The sequence below is a fragment of the Microbacterium sp. AZCO genome (genome assembly GCF_039614715.1).
Lineage (GTDB): Bacteria > Actinomycetota > Actinomycetes > Actinomycetales > Microbacteriaceae > Microbacterium.
On sequence record NZ_CP154857.1, the window covers coordinates 2232568 to 2257720 of the forward strand.

Below are 25153 nucleotides of genomic sequence, written 5' to 3' on the forward strand. Positions count from 1 at the left end.
CTGCAGCCGGAGACTGAGGAGCAGACTGCAGCTCCGACAATCGACTTCGTTGGCGGTGCCTCGGATGTTAGCGGTCACAGTAAACGATGTGCAAGCAATGCGTGCAGTGCAGATCCAGACGGTCGCGACGACGGGATCCCGCGGCGAGCTAACGCAGGGGCGTCGGCTTCGTCCGGACCGGTCCCATCCAGGTCACGATGAGCACCGAGGTGATCGAACCCGCCGCCATGATCGCGGCGAGCACGACGATCTGGAACCGACCCGCCTCGATCGGCGAGATTCCGCCGAAGATGGCGCCGACGAATGCGCCGGGCAGCACGACGAGTCCCGTCGTCCGGGTCTGGTCGATCGCCGGCACGAGGGCGTCGCGCACGGCGCGACGCGCCAGCAGCAGAGTGGACGCCCGCGGCGTCGCGCCGATCGCGAGCCATCCCTCGACCTCATCCCAGTGGTCGACGATCGCCGTTGTGAACATGCGGCCGGTGAGCGTGGCGATGCTCATGGCGTTGCCGATGACGATGGCGCCGATGGCCAACGCGTACCGCGTCGTCAGCTCCAGGGCACCCGTGGCGAAGACGGTCGTCGTTGCGGCAAGGACGCCGGCCGCGATCGACGTGGACATCATGAGCACCGCGCGCAGAGACCAGCGGACACGGCCGGTCGCCACCGCTGTCGCGACGGCGAACATGACGACGAGAGCGACGGCGATCCACCAGCGGCTCGTGATGACGCCGGTGAGGATGACGCTGACGACCGCGAGCTGCACCGCCCCGCGGAGGATGGCCACGACCGGCGCCCACGGAGTCGGGATGCGGGATGCCGCGAGCACGACGGTCGTGATGACCGCGAGGACCACGACGCCGACGATGGTCGGGCCGAGGTCGGCTGGCAGATCCACGGTCGGAGCCTACCCAGCGGATCGGACCCGGGAGCTACGACCGTCCGAGGCGCTCCCCGAGCCAGCTTCGCGCAGCCGCGAAGAGCTCGTGCGCCATCGGATTGTCGGACGCCCACGCCTCGAAACCGTGCGGCGCCCCGTTCACGACCTCGAGGGTGACGTCGGCGCCGGCCGCGCGCAGCCGGTCCGCGTACTCGACGTCCTCATCGTGGAACAGCTCGATGTCGGAGGTGTAGATCCACGTGGGCGGCATCGCCTCCAACGACTCACGGCGCGCCGGCGCCGCATACGGAGGAAGCGAGTCCGCACCGACGGCCGTCCCGAGATACGACGACCAGCCCACCAGATTCGAGCGGTTGCTCCAGATGAAGTGGTCCGTGGCATCGTGTGCACGGTTCGCCGCCGTGCGGTCGTCGAGCATGGGGCAGAACAGCCACTGCGCCGCGACAGGATGTCCGGCATCGAGCGCGCGCTGGACCAGGCTCGCTGCGAGGCCTCCGCCCGCGCTCTGCCCGCCGATCGCGAGACGCTCGGAGTCGAGACCGAGTTCGCGGGCGTGCGCGCGCAGCCACTGCCACCCGGCGAAGCAATCGTCGATCGCTGCGGGAAAGGGATGCTTCGGCGCCAGCCGGTAGTCGACCGAGACGATCGTCACCCCGGTGTCGCGTGCCGTCTCACCGCAGTGCACGTCATCCATCGCCGCCGATCCCAGCACCAGCCCGCCGCCGTGGATCCACAGCAGGCCGGCCCCCGACGGCTGCACGGGCGTGTAGACGCGCAGCTTCACACCGTCGTGGCGGAGCGTGCGACGCTCGACCCCGTCCACACGCTTGCCGGGCATGAGCGCCGACGCGGTCGCCGCGAACCAGCGGACCGCGCGGTTCTCGATGTTCACCGCCGGTGCCTTCTCGGTCGCGGTGCGCAGTGCCGGGTTCACCGCCGAGATGTCCATGCCTACTCCGTTCTCACGCGTCGTCGTCGACCCGCCGCTTCATCGTAGAGGCACACCGGACAGCGCTGTCCCGTGGGGATCGGATCCGGCGGCGACGGATAGGGTGGCGAGGTGACAGCGCCCCCTTCGCCGACTCCCGGCCCTGCGCCGCGGCCGGGCGCGATCTACTTCCTCGGACGGGTGGTCCTGCGGCCGCTCTTCTGGCTGCTGTACCGTCCCCGCGTCGTCGGTCGACACAACGTGCCCGAGCGCGGGCCCGTCCTGCTGGCGAGCAACCATCTCGCATCGCTCGACACGCTCATCATCCCCACGTCGGCGGCCCGCCCCGTGCAGTTCCTCATCAAGTCGTCGTACTTCACGGGATCCGGCGCACTCGGCCGCGTGATGCGCTGGTTCTTCACCTCCATCGGCGGAGTCCCGGTCTACCGTGCGACCGGCCGCGACGCACGCGCCGCGCTCGACGCGGGCAGCAGCATCCTGCGGGCCGGCAGCGTGTTCGCGGTGTTCCCGGAAGGCAGCCGCTCACGCGACGGAAAGCTCCACGAGGGTCACGGCGGCGCGGCGTGGATGGCGCGTGACACGGGCGCCGCCCTTGTGCCCGTCGGGCTGATCGGGACCGGCACCGCCAAGCCGCTGAGCCACCTCCTGCCCGGGAGGCCGCGCCTCGAGGTGCGCTTCGGCGAACCGCTCGATCTCGGCGACCTCGAGGGCGTGCCGGACGGCAGGGCTCGCCGCGAGATCACCGAGCGCATGATGGCCGCCATCGCCCGCCTGAGCGGGCAGGACCGCTCGGGCAGTGTGAACGCGACGTCACGCGACTGATCCAGGAAAAGCGCCGGATAGACGCCGACTACATGTGAATCTGAGCCCGTCGTGAGGGGCTCATATGCCGGTCGGATGGAGGAGTGTGGAGCCACCTAAGGGAATCGAACCCTTGACCTATTCATTACGAGCAAGTCGTCCAGCTGGTTCTGACGCGGCGGCCACATCGAGGCTGTTGTCTCGGCTCACCTGGGCTCATCTGGGCTTTTCTGATTCCTGATGAACTTCGTGTGGGTCCGATCGTATCGGACGTCTCGAGTCGCCTCGTGCTGTTTCGGCTCATAAGTGTCCAATAAGTGTCCAACGAGCGAGTTCGACTACGGGTGGCCTGTGGCGGCAGGAGTCAAGCCGCCCGATTGTCGGGCGGCCGTCGGGCGTACGACCGTGCCGGTCAAACAAACAGGAGCGGCTCCGGCCGCGCCACCTGGATCCTTCCTGCCGATGCCCGCACGGATCGGGACCGGCTTACGAGTCGTCCTTGAGCCTTCGGTTGCTAAGTCTGAGGGATCGAGGGCTCGATGGGGAACCTTCGTCGCAGGATCAGCCTTTGGGCGAGTGTCCACGCGACTGTGACGAGGAGGTAGAGCCCGGCGGCCAGCGGAACGAACACGGCTGCGACCGCCGTACCAAACTGCAGCACGCCCACCAAACGGAGGATCCCCTCGCTACCTGGGGTAGACCCTGACGCGGTAGGTTCCGGCCGAAAGAGCCGACGGGTGATCTCGGCGACTGCCACGATCAAGAGGATCACGACACCGAAGACAACGATGACCGGCAACGACAAGGATCCACCTCCCAGCGAACCGATGAGGCTGGCTCCGAGCGGTACACCGAAGACCCGTTCGGTGAGCAGGTCGTTGGGGTGGCCGGCGATGGCGGTGTGCAGGAAGAGCGCGTAGATGACGCCGACGACCGGCGCTTGAATGAGCACGGGCGCGCATCCAGCGAATGGGGACGCTTTCTCGTCGGCGTAAAGCTTCATCGTCTCGCGTTGCAGACACTCGCGGTCGTTCTTGTGTCTACGTTGCAGTACCTGCAGCTTCGGTGCCATACGTGCTCGAGTCTGATCAGCCTTGGCCTGCGCGACCCCGGTGGGGATCAAGACTGTCCGCACGAGAAGGGTGAGGATCACGACGGCGACTGCCGCGGATGCGCCGCCCGTGATTGGTTGCAGCAATGCCGCCAACCCCATCAACACTGCGTAGGCCGAGTCGAGGGTGGTTGAGAGGGGTGGGAATGAGAAGAGGTCCATGATGCCCGTCCGTTGATGTGAGAGGTGGTCGCAGAACGGCCACGCCAGACATCGACGAACACAGACATCACCCCTAGTCAGGGTGGAGGAGCGTCGACGCGCTACGCAGCCGGAGCCGCGATACCGGGTGCGCGTGAACGCGGATGCCCCGCAGCGTCCGGATCGCTCTGCGCAACTGCCACCGACACATCGATGGCTCTGTCCGGACGAACCAGGGAGGCCGGCGCCCAAAGCGGGGAACCTACGGCCTGTAGCAGACCGATGACAACAGCGGCCGCCAGCACAACAGCCCAGATCGATGCCGAGCTAGCCTCAGCGACGCCGATCACGGTCGAAGAGGACAGAAGGATCTGCACGAAGGAAGTCAGAGCGTTGCTCATCGCGTCTCTCCCCTCTCCGCTGGAATGCGCCCACCGTAGCACCCACCGATGACCGGACACCTAGGCGAGTCGATCGTCAACCATCCTGCAACGGGCCCGGTTAAGGACCCGTCTTCGGACGCACCAACGGCGCGTGCTGACGCGGACATTGGTCCCATCCGCCCACCCCGACCGCGACGTGCCAACATGTGCTGGTGGATCGGGCAACATTCGAGCAGGCCGTGAAGAGCGAACGACTAGAGCGATGGGTGTATCTCGGGGCTCCTACAGGGACGACGGCAAACAAGCTGTGTCTATGGCAAGCCGGTGATTGGATGACTGTCGCGACGGACGAGCGCGCTGGTCGAATCGAATCCACCTTTCGTCGCTTCGAGGATGAATCCACCGCGCTCGACAGTGCGCTCGCCGAGGTCAGGTTCTTGAGGGGGTTCTTGGGCTAGGCCGGCCCGCGATCAAGCCGTCATTGGAGGACCCGCATCCGTCCGTCGACCCCAAACTCCTTGCGGCATGCTGTGGGGGTGACTTTGCTGACTACCTCACCGCGCTCATTGCTGGTCAGAACCGCTGCCGACCACGACGCCGCATGGCGCTGGCTGGTCACGTCATTGGTCGAGGAGAACGAAAACGGCTTTCGTGCCTACGTCGACTTCGTCGACGACCCAATCTGGGCAGGCGCCTCACCCGACCTCCTGCGAAACTCAATACCCGAGCACGCGAGAGAGGCGGCCGTGCTGTTCGTCGCGGACGACGAGACACTCTCAGCACCGGACTTTCCCATCGTTGTCGTGGATCTCGTGGAGCAGCGGGCTGAGTTTCGTTGCATCGCAGCGGAGCTCTGGGCCGTGGACAACAACCTGAACATCGCGAACATGGACTGGGAGGAGTTCGCAGGTGCCACTGGTCAGGACGGCGTCTATCGCGGCATCCTCGACGAACGCTGAGCGACCGCCTACCGTCACACCCTTGGATCATCGGGGATTTGGTTCAAGCGATGGCTCGGTTGCGGTCGTCCGTTTGCACAGGGGCCGCCCTTGCGCCCTCAGGATGGTCCGGGGAGCAAAGACCAGCCTCCACGAGTCTCAGACTGCCGGGGAGTTCCTTCACGCGCGACGGATGAAGACCCTTTTGGCTGGTATCAGATCATCCACGACGGATGCGACCAGGCCGAATACCGCGCCTCCCAGTGCACAGGAGATGGCGACCGCCACCGGATTAGCGGCGATCGCCGGGATCTCCCACCAGCCCGAGAACGGCACTGATGCGCTCCAGATCGCGAATGCTGCCGCGGCCAATAGCCCTGCCGCCAAGGCTTTCCACGTGAAAGGTTTTCTTGCAGCGAGTACTCCGAGCCAGGAGATGATCGGCGTTGCGATCAGAAACACGATTAACCAACCAAAGCTGGGGTTGCTCTTCGAGCCCTGCAAAGCAGTGACCGCAGCCGCATAAAGGGCTACTACGTCGGCTGGAATCCACTCGACGACCCGGTTTACGAATCCGCCCAGCTTGTTCGGGTCATCAGAAAGAGGCCTCACCTCGCCAGAGCGATACCCCACACCCCATGCGCTCAACTGTCCCCCAGGTTATTGATCTGCGTCTCGGATACGCGAGATCATAGGTGCAGGGGGGATTACATGCCAGAGGATTCCGCGAACAACTCTTCCGCCTTCTGGCCACCAAGCGACGAGAGCCGAATCTTCCTCTCGGTGAGCCGCTGGGCCGCTCGACGCCCTCCGGTGGAACCGCTCCTGGCGTTTCTCGATGGATCGGTTGTAACGGCAGGGGAAGTCGCGCGCGCAACAGCGCCACTCGTGAGCGCGACGTTCTGGCTCCCGTCTTTGGCAGCCTGGAGAAACAGACCCATTGGGCGAGGTGCCTTACGGTTCCCTGCCATTGCGGTCTCGATACCGTTTCCCCGTGGGCTGCGGTGGTGGCCGCGCCTGCTGCCCAGTTTCGCTCGCCGGAGAAGAGAGCTCGTCCGGAGCCACATCCTCGAACTATTTAGGGCGGAGTTGGCGGATCGCGAGGGGCTCACCCTTGAGAAGCTCCTCAGTCGTTTCAGTCCAGGGTTCTGGGATCAGGATGAACGCGGGGCGAACTAGTCACGGAAGGTGCCGATGATCGTAATAACACCTGCAGACGACGGAGTCGCGCGAGAGGTGGCACGCTGGGGGGCTACTGCTGCGCTCCTGTTGGAAGCGGTCATCGAGCGCACGACCGATCGCGCCCAAGTCGACACCGTGCTAAGAGGTAGGGGTGACGTCTTCTACTTCGGCCATGGTACTGGCGATGCGCTGGTTGCCAAGACTGGGCTGTTCCGACGCCGACGCAGACTGTGTGATAGCGAGAATTTGCGCGGTAGTGACCGAGTGATATTTGCGGTCGCATGTCTTTCTGCTCGCGAACTTGGTCCAGAGTTGATAAGCCGGGGGCTAGTCAACACATATGTCGGCTGGGATCAGCGGATGAGCTTCCCGCTTGAGATGCCGGAACCAATCCGGGACGCGATCATCTCTTTCGTCCACGAGTTTGCGGCTCACCGGTCTGTGGACCTGGCTGTTGCGTCCCTTGAACGAATGCTCGACGAGGCTCACGACGCTTACCTTCAGCACGTCTCAGGTAACGTATTCGCGCCAATGCAAGCCACGTACTGGAAGACGCGGCTGCGAGTAATTGTTGCAGACGCTGATTCTTCGCCGCGATGACGATCGTTAGGCGCGCAGCCTCGCAATGAAATCAGCGACGGTGACGCGCAAGGGGACCGACTATCGAGCTCTTCGACCGCGGCGGGTCCTACTGGCCAGCCACCGGAGCGCGATAAGGCCCGCCATCATGAGACCGATGAGATTCCACGGGTCCGGGTTCTGCTGATAGATGGCGACGAACTGTGCAGGCAGGCCGAGCATCGCGTTGATGATCATGCCGAGAAGGTCGACGGGTCCCATGCCGGAGACCGTAATGGCATCCTCCGACATCCCGTGACGTGCGTAGGCGGACCCTCAATCGCCCGGCGCTGGCGCTGCGGGTAGCCGGAACAGATGCTTATGCATCGACTGGGTAACTCGCTGACGGTGAACAACCACTCCGTTTTGGAAGGCGGAGTAGCTCACAACGCCTGCGACACCCTGTGCGGCGGGGCCGACGCGAGCGCCGCTGCGAACTCGGGCACCGTACTTCTCCCAAAAGTCGACGACCCTATTGACGTACTTTTCAATGGCGTCCAAGTCCTCGACTATGGAGTCTCCTGCTCCAGCAGCCGGTTCCGCTTGCGCAGCTCCCGGATCTCGGCCGCCTCGGATCGGGTCTGGCCGGCTTGCCGCCCTCGTCGATGTCCGCACGGCGGAGCCACTTCTGCAACGTCATCGGGTGAACACCGAAGTCTTTCGCGATCTGCTCGATCGTCACTCCGGGCTCACCGGTTGCGCGCGACGCGCACGACGTCGTCACGGAACTCGCTCGGGTACGGCTTGGGCACAGCAACATCCTTCCAGGCCCACCCCACGGGCAAGCCAGATCAGATGTCACCTACTCGTGCAGCAGTCCCGCCGGGGGCGGCTAGGGCTCGGGATGAAGCCGAACTTCTTGCAGGTCGGTGAGCCTAGTCGCGACGTTCACCTGCGGGTGCGTAGGTCTTCGCACAGTCAAGCGCCCGGTGATCATCGCCGGCATGGCGGTGTCGACCTTAAAGCGAGATACATTCTTGATCGAGCCCAGGATCTAATCGTCCAACGAAAACGGAGAGGGCAAGTGACGGTAGGACTTCCAGGCGATGACGCCGCCGCGAAGATTGTTGGAATCACGAAGGCCGCGCTCCGGCTCATTGGCGGAAGCGATTTGGCGGACGCTATCGCGGACTTGATCGGTATTGAGAGGGTCCGGGTTGAGGCGTTCGTGGCTCAGGCAGAACGGGAACTGGCTTCTCATCGTGCCGCAGAGTTTCGCGACGTTTCAGCACCAGACCGAGAATGGGCGCATGAGATCTTGACACGCGCGTACCGGAAGTTGGCATCCCAGCCTGACGATCGTCTGGTTCGGGAGAGCCTCGTCGGACCGGGCGCAATCTCCGCCCTAATCATTGACGGCCTGGATAACAAGGACCGTGCTGATCTTCAAGAGATGCCACGTGATGGAACGAGCTATTTCAACGGACTATCACAGTCGATTGCACATCTTGTTGCCTCCTGGTTTCGATCGAATCCAGTCGCGAATCGCGTCGCCGTCTCCTTCGCACTCGGCGAAACTCTATCGACCCTGCGGTCAGTTCTCCTTACGGTGGACGCGCTTGAGTCACGCCTCGCGCCGTCGTCCAGGCCCCATTGGTCAGTTTTGTGGGGGTCCGTGCGGGCCGCCGCCGCTGCGGAGATTGCCCGCCCACCCGAGTACTTTCCTCCCGGGTTCGACAATCAGGAGCTTGGCGAAGGGTTGAACGTTGTCTCACTTGATGAGGTGCGGTTCGCCAGATTCTCGGGCCGCGGACTGTACTGGGACGAGACTCTGTCTGGCGAGCGTATCTCCGTGAGCGCGAGCGATTTCGCGGCCGGCGAGCTTTCGATCCTGCTAGGCAACCCCGGCTCTGGCAAATCGACGCTCGCGCGCGCGCTCGTACTTGACCGCCTGAGGTCGGACAAGATGGCACTCTATTGTCGGCTCGAAGACCTCGCCCAGCTGGCGAGAACGCACGCAGATGCTAGTGCGGCAACTCTGGCGATCATGGCTTTCGCGCGAGCCGCTCGTCAGGTGTCCACTTGGTCGGACTGTGAATCGATTGCGAGCGGGATTCAAGCTGACGCGTCGCGGCCCCTCGTGGTCTTGGACGGTCTGGACGAGCTCGTCTCGGCGCCCGAATTCGCCGATGCTCGCCGACTGGCGGAGACGCTGGCAGCCGACGGCTACGCAGTCGTAGTTACATCGCGCATCTCCGGCTACACCCAACCCTGGGAGGCCGCAAGGAAGCATCTGGCCATCGTTCCCCTCGATGCAGCAGCTCAGGAAAGATTCGTGACCAAGTGGTTCGCCGAGCCCGACCACGATGGTGCGCACGCCCGTTTCCGCCTGGCCCAACGCCAGGGCACTCTGGACGGGGCGTTCCAAAGCCCGCTGACGTTGGGCTTCGCATGTCTGTTGGCAGGCCTGGGCGAAGTCCCGATGAATCGTGGAGACCTCTTCGACCGATTCATCGATCACTTCTTGCGGGCACCTTGGCGGCATCCGGAGCAGCAAGAGCTGGATGTCGCGAGAGTCGGGGAGCTCAAGCGCGCCGCGAGGACCGTGGCATGGGCGATGGCGAGCACCCGAACCCAGGATGACGTGACATGGGCAGACGCGGCCGCCCTTTCCGAGCTCGCCGACGAGCTCGAGTCGGCTGCCGGATACTCAATCTTCGCCGCCGGCTTGCTAATCCCGCATGGACCAGTAGAACCCATCGGTGCGACCCAACAAACCGTTCGATGGCTGCATAGGGCTGTGCAGGAGAATCTGGTCGCGCAGCGGCTGCGCACCCAGATAAGGCAGGGCACAGCGGGGTGGCGGGACACAATTCTACGCGCAGCTCTCCTGCCAACCTGGGCCGGTACGCTCGATCAACTCTTGGCGCTCATCGACGACGGCCCGGAGCTTCACGAGCTGATGGGAACCTTTACAAACGTTCTCCGCACAGGCGATACTCCGGACGCCGCGATCTCCTCAATCCTTGCTCAGGCCACGGGCAAGGCGTGCACCTGCCCGACCCGCAGACGAGAGGTCGCGAACGCGCTTGCGGAACGGGGTGAGTGGCGACTTGCTTATCGTGCCGACCCTGTCACCGCGATTGAACAGTTACGCGACGATGTTGAGTCTCGTCGAGCAGTGACGATTGGCTACGACTGGTTGACTGTTTATGGATCGAGCGAGGCGAGCGCGGGCGAATTGATCGATTTCGCATGGCAGTCTGGACTCCAAGATCCTTACCTCTGCGCCGTCGCGACGTGGCGCTCGCTTGCGCGCAACCCGGATGCAGATCTCGACCTTCATCTGAACCCTCTGATCGCAGAACGGCTGGGCTGGCATAGCCTCGTTCCGCTCCCTGAGGATCAGCGATGGCGCGTCGCAGGCTGGGTCAATCGACGCCTCTTCGATGAATCACAAGCAACGCGACTCGATGGTTCTGTCGAACACCTCTCCTGGGGAGACGCCTACCTGTTGGTAGAGACCGCGTTCGGACAAGCGGACATGCCGAGTGCGGAAGCATTCAGCGGTCACCTTCGGCTGGCGGCGGAGTTCGCAGCAACGAATCGGAACCGTACTCATGATTTCGTTGCACTTCGGCCCTACATTGACGGTCGCACGTTCTCTGGTTTTGAGGCAGGGATCATCGGCGCGCATCTAGAGCTAAGTGGCGCTTGGGCCGCCGATTTCGACGAGGGAGCCAAAGGGATGGGCCGGCTAGACCTGCGCTATTGCTGCGACCCAGAGGGATGGAACGAGTCCTTCCACCTCACAGCTCTATCGCAACAACTCGCGATAGAAATTGTCAGGTTGCATGCAGATGGAAACCTGCCTGGAACACTCAGCCAGATCGAGTCGGCCCAGTGGGCGCTCTTGGTCCTCGAGCGGCAGCCGAGTGTCGAAGTTTGTCGACCCATGTATCAGATGCGACGGCGTATAACCGAATCACGAGGCCTCGCGCACATGTACATGGATCCCAGTCTCGCAACGCGAGCGTTGAACGCCCAGCCGTGGTTCGAGGCTGGACTTGAAGTGCTGGGAAGTCCCAGCGCCGACCGAACGTGGGACGGTCTCTGCCTAATATGGGCGGCCGTCATGAAGGCCGAAAGCGCCATTGATCCAGACTCTGTCGACGACGAGGCGGTGCGCGAACTTTTCGAGGCCGGTGTCGATCGATTCTTCTCCCCCGAGACGACACCATCCGACATGTGGGACTTCGAACTTCCCGACAGAGTTCCGACCCGACTGCTCAAACACCTGGCGACCGTCGCGATCGAACGGACTAGTCAGCTCGGTCCAGAAGCTACCTGGCACGCCCTGCGAACCGTGGAGCGCGCGGTCCTGCCCGCAGGGCTACTACCAAACTTCTTCAACCGGTTGGCGGTACGTCCGAGTCTCTGAGGGCTGGGTCGAGAAGTCGCGCCGCACTCCATGAGGCAGGGGCACGATTCGCGGGAGGGGCTCACACTACGACGAAGCTGCCCGCACCGACGTGGTCGGCACCTTCCCCAACCCGGCCGCGCTGCTGCGCCTGGCCGGGCGCGTCCTGTTCGAGCAGCACGATGAATGGGACGGCGCCGACCGCCGCTACTTCAGCGAGCACTCCATGAAGCGCCTGCTCGCCGAACCCGAGGAGGGGAGCATCCCCGAACTCACCGCGGCATAATCAGAACAACTGACCCGCACGGTGTCGAGAAACTCCACCATTCAACGGGACGTCACCCCTCCCGACTCAATGGAGCCACTTCGGAGGTATATGCCGAGAACGAAGCGAGCGAGACGAATCCACGCTCGCCGACCCGCGAGCACGACAAGCGCAATCATGAGCGGGCCGACCCACCAGTGCTGCCCAGCCGCGGTGATACCGGCGTTCCAAAGGATCAGGAGCGCATCCCAACGGCCCTCGATTATCCATCCGCGCACGTCGATGGGATCGAAGTCGATGCCGGGCGGGACCATATCGCTGTTGTATCAGGCACCGACGACACAAGGCGGAAGCCGTTGCTATTGATTCGATGTCAGTCGGCAGCTGCCCGAGTGGGTCAGTGCGGCGGGACTCGAGATCGACAGCGCACGTAGCGGTCCCTTCAGCGGTCAATGCCCGAATCAGGATCCTCACTGCCTCCTCGGCAGCGCGCGATTCGGTCTTGCCTCCTCCGCATGGCCAGAGCAACACCGGTGCCCCAAGGCCGAAGTTGTTGCATCGGTCTGGGGGCAAAGAGCGGGGCGGATCCGAGCGCGAATCCGCCCCGCTCTTCGGAGGTGTCAGACGAGCTTCTCCTCCAGCACGTAGCCTTCCTCGCCGTGCTCGGCGAGGTCGACGCCGGCGATCTCGTCCTCGCTCTTCACACGGAATCCGATCGTCTTGTCGATCGCGAGGCCGATGATGAAGGTGAGGATGAGCGAGTAGCCAAGGACAGCGAAGGCGGCGATCGCCTGGACGAGCAGCTGTGTCCCGTCGCCGCCCATGAACAGGCCCGTGCCGTTGGCGAAGAAGCCGAGGTACAGGGTTCCGATCAGACCGCCGACGAGGTGGATCCCGACGACGTCGAGCGAGTCGTCGAAGCCCCACTTGTACTTCACCTCGATCGCGAGGGCGCAGGCCGCACCGGCGACGATGCCGAGCAGGATCGCCCAGACGGGATCCAGCGCGGCGCACGCGGGCGTGATCGCGACGAGGCCGGCGACGGCTCCTGACGCGGCGCCGACGGACGTCGGCTTGCCGTCTTTGATCTTCTCGACAACGAGCCATGCGAGCAGGGCAGCCGCGGTTGCCGCGATGGTGTTGACGTAGACGAGCGCCGCGGTGCCGTCGGCGGCGAGCTCGGAGCCGCCGTTGAAGCCGAACCAGCCGAACCACAGGAGGCCGGCGCCCAGGAGGACGTACGGGGGGTTGTGCGGCACGTGCGCGCCCTTGCGGAAGCCGACGCGGCGGCCGAGCACGAGAGCGAGCGCGAGCGCGGCGGCGCCGGCGTTGATGTGGACGGCCGTGCCGCCGGCGAAGTCGATGACTCCGACGCCGAAGATCTCCTGGAGCCCGTAGGTGATCCAGCCGCCGTAAGAGAAGCTGCCGTCGTCGGCCAGTCCGAAGTTGAAGACCCAGCTCGCGACGGGGAAGTACACGATCGTCGCCCACACGCCGGCGAACAGCATCCACGATCCGAACTTCGCGCGGTCGGCGATCGCCCCCGAGATGAGCGCGACCGTGATGATCGCGAAGGTGGCCTGGAAGGCGACGAAGGCGAGCGGTGGGTAGGCCGCGCCCTCCGGCGTCTCGAGCAGGCTCCCGAGCCCGATGGCCGACCAGTCGATAGACCAGGGCGGCACAAGGCCGTCCGATCCGGGGAACGCGATCGCATAGCCGTAGAGCACCCACAGCACGCCGATGAGGCCCGCAGCGCCGAACGTCATCATCATCATGCTGATGACGCTCTTCGCCTTGACGAGCCCTCCGTAGAAGAAGGCCAGACCGGGTGCCATCAGCAGCACGAGCGCAGCGGACAGCAGGATGAATGTGGTGTTTCCCTGATCCATGAGGGGAGCCTCTCTGCAGGCTTCTGCGAGGCACCGCCGGGTTGCGATGCGCCTTCGAGCCGCGCCTGCCGGCAGGTGACTGCCGTGCAACCCATTTTCTTGACGCGAAACCCTGCGACCGTTTCTGCGGCGTAAACCTTACGTGACGCGATCCGCCGAGGGTTTTACCCGCCCGAAACATCGGGGATACCGGATCGACGTCGATCTCTTGTTACTGTCACTCAACATTCTTCACCAACAGTAAACCTCACGAGGAGATCCGACATGACCCTTCCCGCATTCGCCGGGAGTGACGTCGTCACACTCCCCACCGCCCCGCGGTCGCTGCGAGAGCGCGCACTGGCCGACGACGTGCGCTTCATCCTCGCGGTGTTCGTCGATCTCAACGGCAAACCCTGCGCGAAGCTCGTGCCGGTGTCGGCCGCCGACGAACTGGAGGCGGGTGAGCTCGGCTTCGCGGGCTTCGCCGCGGGGCTCATCGGACAGCACCCGCACGACGCCGACCTCATCGCCGTTCCCGATCTCGACTCCTATGCGCCGATCCCCTTCGTGCGCGAGGGGCTCGCGATCGTCCACTGCGATCCCTACGTCGAAGGCGAGCCGTGGCCGTTCGCGCCGCGCGTCATCCTCAAGCGCGCGCTCTCACGGCTCGCCGAGCGCGGGCTGTCTGCGAAGGTCGGCGCCGAAGTGGAGTACTTCCTCGTCGACCGCGACGAGAACGGCCGGCTCACCGCGGCCGACGCGAAGGACGAGGGCCTGCGCTCGTGCTACGACGCGCGCGGCGTGACGCGCATGTACGATCACCTGGCGGCGGTCAGCGACGCCATGAACGCGCTCGGCTGGGGCAATTACGCCAACGACCACGAAGACGCTCCCGGACAGTTCGAGCAGAACTTCGCGTACGACGAGGCGCTCGTCACCGCCGATCGGGTGATCACGCTGCGCTATCTCATCGGGATGCTGGCCGAGCAGCGGGGCATGACCGCGACCTTCATGCCGAAGCCGTTCAGCGACCGCGCGGGCAGCGGCCTGCACTTCCACCTGTCGCTGTGGGAGGACGACGCCCCGGTCTTCCCCGGCTCCGCCGACGAGCGAGGCCTCGGCCTCTCCGACCTCGCCTACTCGTTCGTCGCCGGCATGCTCGACCATGCGCCGGGGCTGCAGCTGTTCCTCGCGCCGAGCGTCAACTCGTACAAGCGCCGCGGCGCCACGACGAGCGCGTCCGGTGCCACGTGGTCGCCGAAGCACGCGACGTACGGCGGCAACGACCGCACGCACTTCATCCGCGTCCCGGACGGCAACCGCATCGAGCTGCGCGCGGCGGACGGATCGGCCAACCCGTACCTCGCCCTCGCCGCGGTCGTGCACGCGGGTCTCGACGGCATCGAGCGCGACGCCGACCCGGGCGACCCGTGCGGCCCCGGCGAGTTCCGCGAGAGCTCTGCTGTCCTCCCCCGCACGCTGCTCCACGCCGTGCAGTCGCTCCGCGACGACGCCGTCCTCCGCGAAGCGCTCGACGGCGGGCGCGGCGTCGCCGACTACTTCGCCGACGCCAAGGAGGACGAGTTCCTCGGCTGGCACAACACCGTCACGGAGTGGGAGCTCGACCGCTACCTCACGGCGTACTGAGCGCCGCGGCATCCCGTAACAACGAAAGGAACCACCCATGTGCGGAATCGCTGCACTGCAGATTCGCAACCCCGCGCTGCGCGGAAGCCTCGGCGACCTGATGCACGGCATGCTGTGCGAGATCGTCGAGCGCGGGCCGGACTCGGCCGGCCTCGCCCTTTACGGATCGGAGCGCCTCACGCCGCACGGCGCCTCGGCGATCACCGTCATCTCGGACGCCGACCCGGCCGCGCTCACCGAGAGCCTGCGGGCGCTCCTCCCCGCCGGAAGCGAGCCCGTCGTCACTGCGTACGCGGAATCGGTGCTCGTCAACGCGGGGGTGCCGGCGTCCGTCCTGGAGTCCGCGGTGCGCGCGGCGCTTCCCGGCACGAGCATCATCGGCCGCGGGTCGCACGTCGCGGTGCTGAAGGGCGTCGGACATCCCGTCGAGCTCGCCGCCGCATACGGCCTGACCGAGATCAGCGGAACCCAGGCGCTCTCGCACACCCGCATGGCGACCGAGTCGGCCGTGACAGCCGCGGGCGCGCACCCCTTCACCGTCGCCGAGGACCTCTGCCTCGTGCACAACGGCTCGTTCAGCAACCACGCCTCGATCCGCCGGTGGCTGCGCGCCGAGGGCGTCGAGTTCGACAGCGAGAACGACTCCGAGGTCGCCGCCCGCTTCATCGCCTGGCGCATGAGCCACGGCGACGACCTCACCACGGCGCTCCAGGCCCTGCAGGGGGTCTTCGACGGCTTCTACACGCTCGTCGTCACGACCTCCGACAGCATGGCGGTCGTCCGCGACCCCATCGCGTGCAAGCCGGCGATCATCGCCGAGACCGACGACTGGATCGCCATGGCGTCGGAGTACCGCGCGCTCGCCGGCCTCCCCGGCATCGAGGATGCCCGCATCTTCGAGCCCTCACCCGGCGTCGTCTACACCTGGGCCCTCGCGCCCGTCCTGGAAGGAGCAGCCCGATGACCCTCATCGCCCCCGCCGAACCCGCCACGACCGTCGACCTGGCCGGCTCGAGCGTACGCGAGCTCAACCAGCTCCTGCATGACGCCCCCGACGGCTCGTCCTGGGTCGTGAAGTCCCCCGTAGGAAGCCACAACATCGCCGTCGGCATCACTGCCGACATCGATGTCGCCGTCGAGGGCGATGTCGGCTACTACTTCGCGGGGATGCATCAGACCGGGAGGGCGACCGTGCGCGGCAGCGCGGGCGTCGGGCTCGCCGAGAACATCATGTCGGGCGTCGTCCATGTGACCGGGGATGCCTCGCAGTCGACCGCCGCCACCGGGCACGGCGGCCTGGTGATCGTCGACGGCAACACCGGCGCGCGCTGCGGAATCTCGATGAAGGGCGTCGACATCGTCGTCGGAGGGAGCATCGGCCACGCGTCGGCGTTCATGGCGCAAGCCGGTCGCCTCGTCGTCTGCGGCGACGCCGGCGAGGCCCTCGGCGACTCCATCTACGAGGCGCGCATCTACGTGCGCGGCGAGGTCGCCTCGCTCGGCGCCGACTGCGTCGAGAAGGAGATGCGCCCCGAGCACCTCGCCGAGCTCGCCGACCTGCTCGACCGCGCGGGACGCCCGGAAGACCCAGCCGACTTCCGCCGCTACGGCTCGGCGCGCAACCTGTACCACTTCAAGGTCGACAACGCCGGCGCGTACTGACCCACTCCCACCACCAGGAGCATGAAATGACCACCGACCTCGCTGCCCAGGGCCTGCGCGAATCGGCGACGTTCGACCGCGCGACCATCAACGACATCCAGCGCGCCGCCGCGACCGGCATCTACGACATCCGCGGCTGGGGCGCCAAGCGCCCCCTCCCCCACTTCGACGATCTGCTCTTCCTCGGCGCGAGCATGTCGCGGTACCCGCTCGAGGGCTACCGCGAGAAGTGCGCGACCGACGTGATGCTCGGCGCACGCAACGCGCTCGAGCCGATCCACCTCGACATCCCCGTGACGATCGCGGGCATGAGCTTCGGCGCCCTCTCCGCGAACGCGAAGGAGGCCCTCGGCCGGGGCGCGAGCGAAGCCGGGACCTCGACGACCACCGGCGACGGCGGCATGACACCCGAGGAGCGCGGCCAGTCCAAGACACTCGTCTACCAGTACCTCCCGTCGCGGTACGGCATGAACCCCGACGACCTGCGCAAAGCCGACGCGATCGAGATCGTACTCGGGCAGGGAGCGAAGCCGGGCGGCGGCGGCATGCTCCTGGGTCAGAAGATCACCGAGCGCGTCGCAGGCATGCGCACCCTCCCCGTCGGCATCGACCAGCGCTCGGCGAGCCGACACCCCGACTGGACCGGGCCCGACGACCTCACGATCAAGATCGCCGAGATCCGTGAGATCACCGACTGGCGCAAGCCGATCTACGTCAAGATCGGCGCATCCCGCCCCTACTACGACACCGCCCTCGCGGTGAAGGCCGGCGCCGACGTCGTCGTGCTCGACGGCATGCAGGGCGGCACCGCCGCGACGCAGCAGGTGTTCATCGAACACGTCGGCATCCCGACACTCGCCGCCATCGGCCCGGCCGTGCAGGCGCTGCAGGAGCTCGGGGTTCACCGCACGGGCGTGCAGCTCATCGTGTCGGGCGGCATCCGCACCGGGGCCGACGTCGCCAAGGCGCTGGCCCTGGGCGCGGATGCCGTCGCCATCGGCACCGCGGCCCTCATCGCCCTCGGCGACAACGACCCGCGATACGAGGACGAGTACCGCAAGATCGGTTCCGCCGCGGGCTTCTACGACGACTTCCAGGACGGCCGTGACCCGGCCGGAATCTCGACGCAGGACCCGGAGCTCTCTGCTCGTCTCGACCCCGTCGCGGCCGGTCGTCGGCTGGCGAACTACCTGAGGGTGCTGACGCTGGAGGCGCAGACGATCGCCCGGGCCTGCGGAAAGTCGCACGTCCGCAACCTGGAGCCCGAGGACCTCGTGGCCCTGACCGTCGAATCGGCGGCGATGGCGGGCGTGCCGCTGGCCGGCACCTCGTGGATCCCCGGACGCAGCTGACGCCATGTCGCTGGACCTGGGCGCACTCGCGGACCTCGACGTCGTCACACCCGCCGACGCCGCACCCGAGTCGTGGGCGAACGGCCTCGGCGTCACGCGGGTACTCGCGAAACGACTCGCCTGGCGACTGAGCGTCGCGGAGCTGCGCGGGCGCATGCCGTTCTCCCGCTTCGACGGCATCGACCGCGTGCTCATCCCGCTGAGTGCGCCGAGCCTCGCCCTCACCCTCGATGGCACCGAGCAGCGTGTGACGCGGGAGCGCGGCATCCGTTTCCGCGGCGAATCCCGCGCCATCGCGACAGCCGACCGCGGCGGCACATCGGTCGTCAACGTCATGGTCAAGCGGGCTCTCGCGGTGCCGACCTACCGCATCAGCGTGCACCGCGGGACGGTCGCGGTCGATCCGGCCGCGACCGTCACGGTGCTGCTCGCCGGGCGGGCGACGCTCGACGAGCTTCCGCTCCCACCCGGCAGCGCGCTGCTGCAGAGCACGAGACCCCGCCGCATCGAGTGCGAGTCGGCAGTCATCGCACGCTTCCACATCCTTGCCTCCGGCGACTAGCCGAACCCTCGAAAGGCCCTCATGTCCCCTCACCCGATCGCGATCATCGGCGCCGGCCTCGCGGGAGCCGCGACGGCCTGGAGCCTTGCGCGCCGCGGCCACGACGTCGTGCTCCTCGAGCGCGACACCCCCGCCAGCCACCTCGGCAGCTCGCACGGCTCGGCGCGCATCCTGCGCTACACCTACCCCGACCCGTTCTACACGGCGCTCATGCTCGACGCGCGACGCGGCTGGGAGGAGCTCGAGGACCTCCACGGCGAGCGCCTCATCACTCCGACCGGATCACTCGACTACGGGGCGACGCGCGATCCCTCGGCGCTGGCCGCCGTGCTCGCGGACCACGACATCGCGCACGAGCTGCTGAGTGCGACGGATGCCTCGTCCCGCTGGCCGGGCTTCACCTTCGACGGTCCCGTGCTCTGGCATGAGAACGCCGGCGTCATCGACGCGGAGTCGTCGGTGCGTGCGATGGTCGCCCAGGCGGTCGCCGCCGGCGCGGTGGTTCACGAGAACTGGACAGCGGCGCGCGTGCTCGCGCAGGGAGACGACTACCTGATCGAGTCGGAGGAGGGAGACGCGGTCGTGGCATCGCACGTCGTCGTCGCCGCCGGCGGATGGCTCCCGGCGCTGCTCGGCGGCCTCGGGCTCGCGGACCAGACGCTCGCGGCTTTCCCGCGGCTCGAGGTGCGCCAGGAGCAGGCGCTGCACTTCCCCTACCGCGACCCCGCGACGGCCTGGCCGACGTTCATCAACAAGCGGGCCGACATCCAGGTCTACGGTCTTCCCGGCGGCCGCGACGCCGACCATCGCGGCCAGAAGGTGGCCGAGTACAACGGCGGCCGCGTCATCGGATCGGCACTCGAGCACGACGGCGTCGTCGACCCCGCCCGGCGCGACCGGCTCGTGGCGTACGTCGAGCGCGCACTCCCCGGCCTCGTGCCCGAGCCGTACGCCGAGACGACGTGCCTCTTCACGAATGCGCCGGCGGACGACTTCATCATCGACCGCGTCGGCGGCCTCACCATCCTCTCCCCCTGCTCCGGTCACGGCGCGAAGTTCGCCCCGCTCCTCGGCGAGCTCGCGGCGCGGCTCGTGACGGACGAGGATGCCGGCGTCGCCCGCTTCCGGCCGCTCGCAGCGTCGGTGGGCGCATGAGCGCCTTGGCAGGGATGCTCGGCGAGATCGCGGGAGTGGGCGCGGATGCCGCGCGCGGAGGGTTCAGCCGGGCCGGGTACTCCCACGCGGACCGCGAGCTCCGCGAGTGGTTCACCGCCCACGCCGCAGTGCGCGGCCTCGACGTCGAGCGCGACGCCAACGGGACGCTCTGGGCGTGGTGGAACCCAACGGGAAGCACCGAGCCGGCGATCATCACGGGCAGCCACCTCGACTCGGTTCCGGGCGGCGGGGGCTACGACGGTCCTCTGGGCGTGGCATCCGCCCTCGTGGCCGTCGACCTCCTGCGAGCCCGGTCGTTCGCACCGCCGCGACCGATCGGCATCGCGGTGTTCCCCGAGGAGGAGGGTTCGCGGTTCGGCGTCGCCTGCCTGGGCTCCCGTCTCATGAGCGGCGCCATCGACCCATCGCGCGCGCTCGCTCTCACCGACCGGGAGGGCGACACGTTCGCCGACATCGCCCGCCGCGACGGCCTCGAGCCCGACCGGATCGGACCCGATCCCCGGCGCCTCGACGCTGTCGCCGCCTTCGTCGAGCTGCACGTCGAGCAGGGTCGCGGACTCGTCGACCTCGACCGGCCCGTCGCGATCGCCTCGTCGATCCTCGGCCACGGGCGGTGGCGGGTGACGATCGACGGTCAGGGCAATCACGCCGGCACGACCCTCATGGACGACCGGCGCGACCCGATGGTGGCGGCCGCACGCATGATCGTCGAGATCCGCGACCTCGCCCGTCGCACGCCCGACGCCCGCGCGACGGTCGGCCGCATAGAACCTGTGCCGGGCGGAACGAACGTCATTGCGTCGCAGGTGCGGTTCTGGATCGACATCCGTCATCCCGACGATCTCATCACCGCCGCCCTGGTGTCGGAGGCGCGGGACCTCGTGCTCGCCGCCGCGCGCGAAGAGGGCTGCCGCGCAGACGTGCGCGAGGAGTCGCTCAGCCCGACGGTCGACTTCGACCTCGGGCTGCGCGACGCCCTGCAGGCGTCGCTCGGCGACGTCCCGGAGCTCGGCACGGGCGCCGGTCACGACGCCGGCGTGCTCGCATCGGCCGTGCCGACGGCCATGCTCTTCGTGCGCAACCCGACAGGCATCTCACACTCCCCCGAAGAGCTCGTGGAGGATACGGATGCCGAGCACGGCGCCGCCGCTCTCGCCGATGTCCTGCAGGGGCTCGCATCGGCCGGCGCCGAAGCGGCCTTCGGGCATCGACCTATGATGGCGAGGTGAGTGCGGCGATCCCAGTGCCAGGCGACAACGCCGGAGGAGTGCTCGAGCCGATCATCGCCCAGCAGGTGCGCCGCTATCGCGCGGAGCAGGGCATCTCGGCCGCCGACCTCGCCGCGCGGACCGGCCTGTCCAAGGCCATGATCTCGAAGATCGAGTCGGCCACCACCTCGTGCTCGCTCACGACACTGCAGCGGCTCGCGGACGGCTTCGCAATTCCGGTCACCGCCCTCTTCCGCGGCTCCGCGAGCGACCGCGAGGCCTCATTCACGAAGTCGGGCGCCGGAAGCGTCAGCGTGCGCAGCGGTACGCAGCACGGTCATCTGTACCAGATGCTCGGCGTGCTGAAAGACACCCCGAACGCGCTCGAGCCCACGCTCGTGACCCTCACCGACGCATCGAACGTCTTCCCGCTGTTCCAGCACCCCGGCACGGAGTTCCTCTACATGCTCGAGGGCCGCATGAAGTACGGGCACGGCGGCTACGAGTACGAGATGGCACCCGGCGACGCCCTGCTGCTCGACGGCGAGGCCGCTCACGGCCCGCTCGAGCTCATCGAGGTGCCCATCCGGTTCCTCGCCATCCGCTCTCGCTAGCCAAGCAGCGTGGATCGGGGACCAGACCAGGCTGCACCGTGCCCGCTCAGGGATACTTGCGCGCAGGTTTGGTCCCGTGCCGTCGGCATACTCGCCCCGATGGTATGCGCTGAGTCGACATGCTCCCCGGTTCCGTCGATGCCGTGCTGCTCAGCCCGAGCGGCGAGAGGAAACCACGCTACCCGCTGCACAATTGCGGAGGGCTATCGAACGCTAGAGCGACCGTGCCTGTGAACGGCGGGCACGTTGGCCATTCTGTTCCAAGACGAACTGCTGGCACATGCCGTCGAGCGTTGGCTGAACCTGCGCGACGATTCGTCGGAGCTGCGCACTATCGAGGCCGCGGTCTCGTCCCGCTTCGATAACCTCGTCCAGAGCCGCGTACACGATGATTCGCTCCAGCGGTGAATGTGGAGCCACCTAAGGGAATCGAACCCTTGACCTATTCATTACGAGTGAATCGCTCTGCCGACTGAGCTAAGGTGGCGCACCTCGCTTGCGCGGGGCACGATGAACGATCTTACAGGGTCCGGAGAGTGCTCGCGAACCAGGCCGGGTGTCGACGTGTTACGACGCGATTCGACGAGCTTTCGGCGACGCCGTTAGCGTCGAGGAGGCACCGCGACGTGGCGAACGCGGTCCCGCTGATCGCGTTCGGCCTCAGACACAGCAGCTCCGCGGTGACCGTCGAACATCAGGAGTATCGCCATGCCCATCAAGAAGTCACTCGTCGCCGCATCCATCGCCCTCCCCCTCGCCCTTCTGCTCGGCGGGTGCGCCGCAGGATCGGCGGACGCCGGCGGCAGCGCCGACGCGAAAGAGACCGTGAAGATCGGCGTCGTGGGCGCAGGCGACCCGTACTGGGAGACCTACAAGGAGGCGGCGGCCGCCGAGGGGATCGACGTCGAGCTCGTCGACTTCAGCGAGTACACGCAGCCCAACCCGGCCCTCTCCGCCGGTGAGCTGGACCTCAACCAGTTCCAGCACATCATCTACCTCGCCACCTACAACGAGAACAGCGGCGACGACCTCGTGCCCGTGGGCGCGACGGCGATCTACCCGCTCGGCCTGTACTCGGCCAAGTACGACGACGTCGCCGACATCCCCGAGGGCTCCACCGTCGCGGTGCCGAACGACGAGTCGAACCAGGCGCGCGGCCTGCTCGTGCTGCAGTCGGCCGGTCTGATCGAGCTCGAGGACGGCGGTTCGATCTTCTCCACCGTCACCGACGTGCTCCCTTCGTCGAAGGTCGAGGTCGAGGCGCTCGACGCCGCCTTCACCGCGACGTCGCTGCCCGATGTCGCCGCCGCGATCATCAACAACGACTTCGTGGAGGACGCCGGCCTCACGCCGGAGGACGCCATCGCGCAGGACGACCCGAGCGACCCCAACGCGCTCCCCTACGTCAACATCTTCGCGGCGCGCGCCGACGACGCCGACAACCCGACCTACAAGAAGCTCGTGGAGCTCTACCAGAACACGCAGAGCGTGCTCGACGGCGTGCAGGACGCATCGGGCGGCACGGCCGTGTTCGTGAAGACGCCGGTCAAGGACCTCCAGGCCTCGCTCGAGGACGTCCAGGACGACATCAAGGCCAATTCGTAAGCAGGACACCCCGCGTGCGGCCCGTTCTCCGGAGCGGGCCGCACACGCACGTTCAGACCAGAGGAGGCGCCATGGCGCTCATCCGTTTGCGCGGGGTCACAAAGGAGTTCCCCGCCCCCTCGAAGGATGCCGCAGCGGTCGTGGCCGTCGACGATGTGTCGCTCGACATCGCCGAAGGCGAGATCTGCGGCATCATCGGCTATTCCGGCGCGGGCAAGAGCACGGTCCTGCGGCTCGTCAACGCGCTCGAGACCCCGACCTCCGGCACCGTGGAGATCGACGGCCGCGACATCACCCGGCTCCGCGAGCGCGAGCTGCGGGCACTGCGTGGCGACATCGGAATGATCTTCCAGCAGTTCAACCTGTTCGACTCGCGCACCGTCGCGGGCAATGTCGCATATCCGCTCGAGGTCGCGGGACGCTCGCGCGCCGAGATCGCGGCGCGCGTGGACGAGCTGCTGCGCTTCGTCGGCCTCGCCGACAAGGCGAAGAACCACCCGGAGCAGCTGTCGGGAGGCCAGAAGCAGCGGGTGGGCATCGCCCGCGCGCTGGCCACGAGTCCCCGCATCCTGCTGGCGGACGAGGCGACGAGCGCCCTCGACCCCGACACCACCCAGGAGGTGCTGGCGCTCCTGAAGCGGGTCAACTCCGAGCTCGGCATCACGATCCTCGTCATCACGCACGAGATGGACGTCATCCGCACGCTCGCCGACCGCGTCGTCGTGATGGAGGGCGGCCACATCATCGAGTCCGGGGACGTGTTCGACGTGCTGTCCGCGCCGCAGCATCCGGCCACCCGGCGCTTCGTCGCGAGCATCATCGAGGACGTCCCCGTCGGCGCGCAGCTGCAGACGCTGCGGGAGCGGCATCCCGGTCGCATCGTGACCTTCACGATCCGCGACGGCGACGTGACGCAGTCCGAGGTCTTCTCGACGCTCGCTGAGCACGGCGTGCGCTTCGAGCTCATCCACGGGGGCATCAACGACATCCGGGGGCGGGTGTTCGGGCACCTGACCCTCGCACTGGGGGGCGAGGCCGACGCGGTGCAGAGTGCGATCGATGCGGCATCCGCCTTCGCCCCGCTCATCGAGGAGGATGCCCGTGGATAGGCTCGTCGACCTGCTCCCCGAGCTCTGGGCGTCCACCGCCGAGACGCTCTACATCGTGACGCTCGCGCTCATCTTCGGCGGGCTTCTGGGCCTCCTCCTCGGCCTCGCCCTCTACGCGACCCGGTCGGGGAGCCTGTTCCCCAACCGGCCCGTGTTCGGCGCACTCAACGTCGTCGTCAACTTCTTCCGGCCGATCCCGTTCGTGATCTTCCTGGCCGCAGTCCAGCCCTTCGCACGGAGCCTCGGCATCCCCGGAATCGGGCCGGAGTTCGCGGTCTTCGCGATCTCGATCGCGTCGATGTTCGCGATCAGCCGCATCGTCGAGCAGAACCTCCTCACGGTGCGGCCCGGCGTCATCGAGGCGGCGCGCGCCGCGGGGGCGAGCCGCTCGCGGATCCTCTTCCGCCTCATCCCGCGTGAAGCCCTCGGCCCACTCGTCCTCGGCTACACGTTCATCGTCGTCGCTCTCGTCGACATGACGGCAATCGCCGGGGCAGTCGCGGCGGGCGGTCTCGGCGAGTTCGCGATCGTCTACGGATTCAAGCAGTTCAACCCGGTCGTGACGTGGGCGGCTGTGCTCGTCATCGTGGTCATCGTGCAGGCGGTGCAGTTCATCGGCAACGCGCTCGCACGCCGGATCCTGCGTCGCTGAGCCGAGCTGCGGCGGGCGGCGACCGGCCGTTGTCAGTTGCGGGATG

Annotated in this window: 21 protein-coding genes, 1 tRNA gene and 1 pseudogene; 16 read left to right on the forward strand and 7 right to left on the reverse strand. The window is 66.9% G+C overall.

The genetic code is table 11. The features are described from left to right. Positions 1-148: 148 nt before the first annotated feature. Both AAIB33_RS10415 and AAIB33_RS10420 read right to left on the reverse strand, forming a co-directional pair. A complete protein-coding gene (locus AAIB33_RS10415; protein ID WP_345799897.1) occupies positions 149-898 on the reverse strand; it encodes an ABC transporter permease in 750 nt (249 codons plus the stop codon). A 34-nt stretch (positions 899-932) separates the two neighbouring features. Beyond that, complete coding sequence (locus AAIB33_RS10420; RefSeq protein ID WP_345799898.1) at positions 933-1850, reverse strand: alpha/beta hydrolase; 918 nt, start codon at positions 1848-1850, stop codon at positions 933-935. 111 nt (positions 1851-1961) lie between these two features. Between AAIB33_RS10420 and AAIB33_RS10425 the strand changes: the two genes are divergently transcribed. Then, positions 1962-2672, forward strand: coding sequence for a lysophospholipid acyltransferase family protein (locus AAIB33_RS10425; RefSeq protein ID WP_345799899.1), 711 nt, complete (start codon positions 1962-1964; stop codon positions 2670-2672). A 493-nt stretch (positions 2673-3165) separates the two neighbouring features. Here AAIB33_RS10425 and yidC read toward each other — a convergent pair whose 3' ends face one another. After that, positions 3166-3924, reverse strand: coding sequence for a membrane protein insertase YidC (yidC, locus tag AAIB33_RS10430; protein ID WP_345799900.1), 759 nt, complete (start codon positions 3922-3924; stop codon positions 3166-3168). A gap of 898 nt (positions 3925-4822) precedes the next feature. Between yidC and AAIB33_RS10435 the strand changes: the two genes are divergently transcribed. After that, on the forward strand, positions 4823-5245 hold the full coding sequence (locus AAIB33_RS10435) for a hypothetical protein (RefSeq protein ID WP_345799901.1): 423 nt from the start codon (positions 4823-4825) through the stop codon (positions 5243-5245). A 159-nt stretch (positions 5246-5404) separates the two neighbouring features. Here the strand turns inward: AAIB33_RS10435 and AAIB33_RS10440 are convergent, their stop codons facing one another. Continuing rightward, positions 5405-5872: a hypothetical protein gene (locus AAIB33_RS10440; RefSeq protein ID WP_345799902.1), complete on the reverse strand. Its 468-nt coding sequence runs from the start codon at positions 5870-5872 to the stop codon at positions 5405-5407. Between the two features lie 1194 nt (positions 5873-7066). Then, positions 7067-7246 (reverse strand): hypothetical protein, encoded by a 180-nt coding sequence (locus AAIB33_RS10445; protein WP_345799903.1) that lies wholly within the window; start codon positions 7244-7246, stop codon positions 7067-7069. An 802-nt stretch (positions 7247-8048) separates the two neighbouring features. Here AAIB33_RS10445 and AAIB33_RS10450 point away from each other — a divergent pair. Together AAIB33_RS10450 and AAIB33_RS10455 are read left to right on the forward strand one after the other, a co-directional pair. Then, complete coding sequence (locus AAIB33_RS10450) at positions 8049-11405, forward strand: NACHT domain-containing protein (RefSeq protein ID WP_345799904.1); 3357 nt, start codon at positions 8049-8051, stop codon at positions 11403-11405. Positions 11406-11487: 82 nt separating this feature from the next. Beyond that, a pseudogene (locus AAIB33_RS10455) lies at positions 11488-11670 on the forward strand (transposase); the annotation flags it as partial. 599 nt (positions 11671-12269) lie between these two features. Here the strand turns inward: AAIB33_RS10455 and AAIB33_RS10460 are convergent. Further along, the gene (locus AAIB33_RS10460; RefSeq protein WP_345799905.1) at positions 12270-13538 is read right to left on the reverse strand and encodes an ammonium transporter; all 1269 of its coding nucleotides are present in this window, start codon (positions 13536-13538) and stop codon (positions 12270-12272) included. 264 nt (positions 13539-13802) lie between these two features. Between AAIB33_RS10460 and glnT the strand changes: the two genes are divergently transcribed. The 9 genes from glnT to AAIB33_RS10505 all read left to right on the forward strand — a co-directional run bounded on the left by glnT (position 13803) and on the right by AAIB33_RS10505 (position 22149). Beyond that, positions 13803-15167 carry a type III glutamate--ammonia ligase gene (gene glnT, locus AAIB33_RS10465; protein ID WP_345799906.1) on the forward strand — a complete coding sequence of 455 codons (1365 nt, stop codon included), beginning with the start codon at positions 13803-13805 and terminating at the stop codon, positions 15165-15167. Between the two features lie 37 nt (positions 15168-15204). After that, positions 15205-16131, forward strand: coding sequence for a glutamine amidotransferase (locus AAIB33_RS10470; protein ID WP_345799907.1), 927 nt, complete (start codon positions 15205-15207; stop codon positions 16129-16131). Then, entirely contained in the window at positions 16128-16829 is a 702-nt protein-coding gene (locus AAIB33_RS10475; RefSeq protein ID WP_345799908.1) for a protein glxC, read from the forward strand. The genes AAIB33_RS10470 and AAIB33_RS10475 overlap by 4 nt, the downstream gene beginning before the upstream one ends. 26 nt (positions 16830-16855) lie before the next feature. Then, a complete protein-coding gene (locus tag AAIB33_RS10480; protein ID WP_345799909.1) occupies positions 16856-18181 on the forward strand; it encodes an FMN-binding glutamate synthase family protein in 1326 nt (441 codons plus the stop codon). Between the two features lie 4 nt (positions 18182-18185). Further along, positions 18186-18743: a HutD family protein gene (locus AAIB33_RS10485; RefSeq protein WP_345799910.1), complete on the forward strand. Its 558-nt coding sequence runs from the start codon at positions 18186-18188 to the stop codon at positions 18741-18743. Between the two features lie 21 nt (positions 18744-18764). Then, positions 18765-19898: an FAD-dependent oxidoreductase gene (locus AAIB33_RS10490; protein WP_345799911.1), complete on the forward strand. Its 1134-nt coding sequence runs from the start codon at positions 18765-18767 to the stop codon at positions 19896-19898. Continuing rightward, complete coding sequence (locus AAIB33_RS10495) at positions 19895-21148, forward strand: allantoate amidohydrolase (RefSeq protein WP_345799912.1); 1254 nt, start codon at positions 19895-19897, stop codon at positions 21146-21148. Before AAIB33_RS10490 ends, AAIB33_RS10495 begins: the two co-directional genes overlap by 4 nt. Continuing rightward, on the forward strand, positions 21145-21741 hold the full coding sequence (locus AAIB33_RS10500) for an XRE family transcriptional regulator (RefSeq protein WP_345799913.1): 597 nt from the start codon (positions 21145-21147) through the stop codon (positions 21739-21741). Before AAIB33_RS10495 ends, AAIB33_RS10500 begins: the two co-directional genes overlap by 4 nt. A gap of 246 nt (positions 21742-21987) precedes the next feature. Further along, complete coding sequence (locus tag AAIB33_RS10505; protein ID WP_345799914.1) at positions 21988-22149, forward strand: hypothetical protein; 162 nt, start codon at positions 21988-21990, stop codon at positions 22147-22149. Between the two features lie 3 nt (positions 22150-22152). Here the strand turns inward: AAIB33_RS10505 and AAIB33_RS10510 are convergent. Continuing rightward, positions 22153-22228: transfer RNA gene (locus AAIB33_RS10510), tRNA-Thr, on the reverse strand. Positions 22229-22449: 221 nt separating this feature from the next. Between AAIB33_RS10510 and AAIB33_RS10515 the strand changes: the two genes are divergently transcribed. The 3 genes from AAIB33_RS10515 to AAIB33_RS10525 all read left to right on the forward strand — a co-directional run bounded on the left by AAIB33_RS10515 (position 22450) and on the right by AAIB33_RS10525 (position 25107). Beyond that, positions 22450-23346 (forward strand): MetQ/NlpA family ABC transporter substrate-binding protein, encoded by an 897-nt coding sequence (locus AAIB33_RS10515; RefSeq protein ID WP_345799915.1) that lies wholly within the window; start codon positions 22450-22452, stop codon positions 23344-23346. Between the two features lie 71 nt (positions 23347-23417). After that, on the forward strand, positions 23418-24455 hold the full coding sequence (locus AAIB33_RS10520) for an ATP-binding cassette domain-containing protein (protein ID WP_345799916.1): 1038 nt from the start codon (positions 23418-23420) through the stop codon (positions 24453-24455). Beyond that, entirely contained in the window at positions 24448-25107 is a 660-nt protein-coding gene (locus AAIB33_RS10525; protein WP_345799917.1) for an ABC transporter permease subunit, read from the forward strand. Before AAIB33_RS10520 ends, AAIB33_RS10525 begins: the two co-directional genes overlap by 8 nt. Positions 25108-25153: the final 46 nt, after the last annotated feature.